The sequence below is a fragment of the Streptomyces sp. NPDC054840 genome, assembly GCF_053611065.1.
The window spans coordinates 1-3,619 of sequence record NZ_JBSGZP010000720.1; the positions used below are offsets into that span (position 1 = coordinate 1).

At 75.8% G+C, this 3,619-nt stretch carries 3 protein-coding genes; 1 reads left to right on the forward strand and 2 read right to left on the reverse strand.

Annotated features, from left to right (window positions below):
* Both ACWGIU_RS32860 and ACWGIU_RS32865 read right to left on the reverse strand, forming a co-directional pair.
* Window positions 1–1,504 (reverse strand): hypothetical protein (locus ACWGIU_RS32860; RefSeq protein ID WP_453711762.1); only part of this gene is annotated, 1,504 nt, incomplete at its 3' end.
* Window positions 1,492–2,679 carry a hypothetical protein gene (locus ACWGIU_RS32865; RefSeq protein WP_453711763.1) on the reverse strand — a complete coding sequence of 396 codons (1,188 nt, stop codon included), beginning with the start codon at window positions 2,677–2,679 and terminating at the stop codon, window positions 1,492–1,494. The genes ACWGIU_RS32865 and ACWGIU_RS32860, both read right to left, overlap by 13 nt.
* 159 nt (window positions 2,680–2,838) lie before the next feature.
* Between ACWGIU_RS32865 and ACWGIU_RS32870 the strand changes: the two genes are divergently transcribed.
* Entirely contained in the window at window positions 2,839–3,435 is a 597-nt protein-coding gene (locus tag ACWGIU_RS32870) for a histidine phosphatase family protein (RefSeq protein ID WP_453711764.1), read from the forward strand.
* Window positions 3,436–3,619: the final 184 nt, after the last annotated feature.

A 3,619-nucleotide genomic window follows, 5' to 3' on the forward strand; every position in this document is an offset into this window, starting at 1 on the left:
GGGTCTGCTCGGGCTCCGGGAGTTTCGGGCCGCCTCGCGCGTCGTGCTCGAAGAGCGTCCAGCACAGCCGGTCACCCTTCTCCGGGACGGACCCCGGCTCGGGGTCCCGGCCGCGGCCCATCTTGTCGAGGAGCCGCAGCACCACCCGCCCGTCCTCCTCGAACCGGACGACCTGCGCGCTCTGCGGGCGCCCGTCCAGCGAACGGAACACCTTCGCGCCGCCCTCTTCGGCGAGCTGCGGCCGGTCCTCCGTCACCATCGTCACCAGCGGGCGCGGACTCGGCCGCTTCGACTCCGTCCACTCCATCACCACCTCGGTGACCTCACCGGCGAAGGCCTCGCCCGCGAGCCGCCGGCCGGCCATCACCAGCGGGTCGTCCAAGGCCTCCTGGGCGTCGAGCCGCACCTGCTCCGTCTCCCGCGTGGCCAGCTTCTGGGCCGCCGTCACCGCGTCGTCGCGGCGCGGCTGCGGCGGCTCGCCCGCCCGTACGCGGTCCCGGTGCCCGGTGTAGGACCAGCGGTCGCGCGTCCAGCGCTCCTCCACGCGCTCGCCCGGCGGCAGGGCGCGCAGCAGGTCGATCGCCTCCCAGGTCTTCCACCAGGTGCTGGACAGCTGGGATCCGACCAGCCGGCGCACCTCCTGCTCGGCCGCCCGGACGTGACGGTCGTCGTCCCCGAGTCCGGCCGCCAGGTCCGTGCGCGCGGCGTCGTAACGGGCGATGGCCGGGGCCAGCAGCTTGTTGTCGAAGGCCGGGTCGGTGGCAGGACCGGCCGGCGGGCACAGCAGTTGGCCGTCCCGGTCACGGCCCAGCTCCGCCCGGTGGGCCTCCTCGGCACCCGACCGGCCCTCCGGCGGGTCGATCCAGGCCAGCAGCGCGCCCAGATGCTGGTCCTCCAGGTTGCTCTGGCCGGTGGCCCAGTGCCGGGACAGCAGGTCCGTGGCCGACAGCAGCATCGAGGAGCCGGGCACCCGCGAGCGCTCGGCGAGGTGCGTGAACCAGCGCCCGAGCATCGGCACCTGCGAAGGCGCCGGATACGGATTGTCGGGATCCTCCTCCGCGGTGCGCCGGAAGCGCATCGAACGCCCCAGCAGCCGTACGTACTCGACGCCCGCCCGGCTCGGCACGATCAGCTGCGGCGCGTCCACGCACAGCTCGGTCTCGACCTTGACCCGCTTGCCCGTCTCCGGGTCGGTCTCGCTGCGTTCGGCCGGCTCCACCGCGTCCGCGTACGCGTCGATGTGGGCCAGCACCTGCACGGCCAGGTCCGCGAGGAAGGCCCAGCGCCGGTCACGGTCGCGCGGCTGCGGTATCACGAACACCCGCGGCTCGTGCCGGTCGGTGCCCACCATCGCGCCGAGCGGGGCACCCGCCTCACCGGCCGTGGTCAGCGGCACGAAGACCATCGGGCGTTCGCTCAGGTGGCGGTGCCGCACGGTCGCGAGCGGCTGGGCGCGGCCCGCGCGTACGGCCTCCAGCCGGGCCAGGGTGCTCAGCAGGGGCATGCGGGGGTCTCCGGGGAGGGGTGCGGCGGACGGGCGGCGGCCAGTTCCAGGGCCTCGGCGCGCAGCCGGGCGGCCCGGTGCAGCAGCGCGGCGGCGGTCGGATCCTCGGCGCAGCCTGCCCCGGCGGCCGCCGCGAGGGCGGCCTCGACGGTGGTCAGCGCGCCCAGCTCACCCCGGACCGACCGGCCCAGCGCGGTGACCTGGTCGGCGGAGCGGGCCCGGTCGCGGCAGTGGAAGGCGAGCTCACAGGCGGCCAGGCACTCGGGGGCGTAGGCGGCGTCGACCGCGGCCACGGCCTCGACGAGTTCCTCGGCGGTCCGGGTCGCCGGGTCGAAGCTGAGGCCCTCGGGCAGGGCGGCGGCCAGCTCCTCGACGCGGGTCAGCCGGTCCAGCTGGCGGCGGGTCACGGAGCGCTCGCGGCGGATGTCGACGGGGGCGGCGGTCGGCAGGTTGGAGAAGTCCTTCGGGCAGACCAGCAGCACGGTGTGCCCCACCTCGGCGCCGGGCAGTTTCCCCGCGGTCTTCTCCAGGGCCAGCACGTAGACGGCGGCCTGCCGGGCGGCGGCGCCCACCTTCGCGGCGTCGGCGGCGCCGTCGATCATCGGGAACGACTTGATCTCCACGACGGTCCAGAGGCCGTCGGGATGGACGACGACGGCGTCGGGCTCCAGATAGGCGGGGGAGCCGGCCACCTCCAGGGCCAGCATCGGGTGGTCCAGCAGGGTCCAGGCCCCGGTGTCCCGGCCGGCGGCGGTCGCCTCGCGCAGAGCGAGCGCGGTCCGGGCGGCGCGGCCCTCGGGCCCGGCGGCGGTCAGGTCGGGGACGCGGGCCCCGGGCCCGGGAGGCTCGGCGGCGGGCGCGAGGTGCGCGTGGACCAGCCGCAGCAACTCGGTCCCGCCGTCGCCCTTGACCTTGGCCTCGAAGGAGTTCCCGCGGACTATGGCGAACTGCGACTGCCCGAAGGAGACGGGGGAGCCGAGCGCCGTGGCCAAGGCGGTCTTGTCCACGCCCGCGCCGTCGAGCAGGGCGCGTCTGCCGCAGCCCGGATTGGCGGCGAGGGCCGCCAGTGCCCGGGCGTCGAGCGGACGGGGCGGCACGGCGGGGCCGCGCAGACCGGCGAGCCGCTGCCGCAGAGTCGTCTGCTGCGCGGGGCTGCCGGGCGGGTAGGAGCTCACCCGCGGAAGTGTCCCATCCGCCACTGACAATCGGGGACGTAGTGCGGAAACCGGTGGTGGTGGCGGTGGCGGAGCGGGGGGCGGGGGTACGGGCCGGGCAGTTCCCCGGTGTCCGGTTGTTGGATGATGGACGAACTCGACTCGACCGGGAGAATGCACATGGCCCCCCGCATCCTGCTGGCCCGCCACGGCCAGACGGCGTGGTCCCAGCTCGGCAAGCACACCGGACGCACGGATGTGCCGATGCTGGAGGAGGGCAGGCTGGGCGCGAAGCTGCTCGGCGAGCGGCTGGCACGTGCCCCGTGGCGGGCACTGCCGGGCGTGGAGGTCCGCACCAGCCCGCTCGTGCGCGCGAGCGAGAGCTGCGACCTGGCGGGCTTCGGCGCGCGGGCCGAGCCGTGGGACGCGCTGATGGAGTGGGACTACGGCGAGTACGAGGGCATGACCCCGGCCGAGATCCAGGCCGTGCGGCCGGGCTGGCTGATCTGGCGGGACGGGGTCCCGGGCGGCGAGTCCGTGGCGGACGTCGCGGCGCGGGCGGACGAGGTCGTCGCGTGGGCCCGTGCGGCGGAACGCGACGTCCTGGTCTTCGCGCACGGCCACATCCTGCGCACGCTGGCCGCCCGCTGGCTCGGCTTCGAAGCCTCCTTCGGCGCCCGCATCCGCCTGGAGCCCACCTCCCTCTCGGTCCTGGGCTGGGCGTACGGCGCGCCGGCGCTGGAACGCTGGAACGACACGGGCCACCTGGACGTGTAGCCCCTGCGGGGGGCTCGGCGGTGTGCGGCTTTGCCCCTGCCGGGCCGGGTGCCCTGCGGGCGGCTCGGTGGTGTGCGGCGGGGCCGGACTCCGTGCCGGGCTCCGCCCGGGCCCGCGCCTCAATCGCCGGCGGGGTTGGAGTTGCGGGCCGGTGCCTTGATGGGTGGCGGGGGTGCTGTGGTGG

Bases quoted from the DNA above. Each gene is read 5' to 3' on its own strand.
- ACWGIU_RS32870 (WP_453711764.1), top strand. From the start codon at position 2,839: ATGGCCCCCCGCATCCTGCTGGCCCGCCACGGCCAGACGGCGTGGTCC.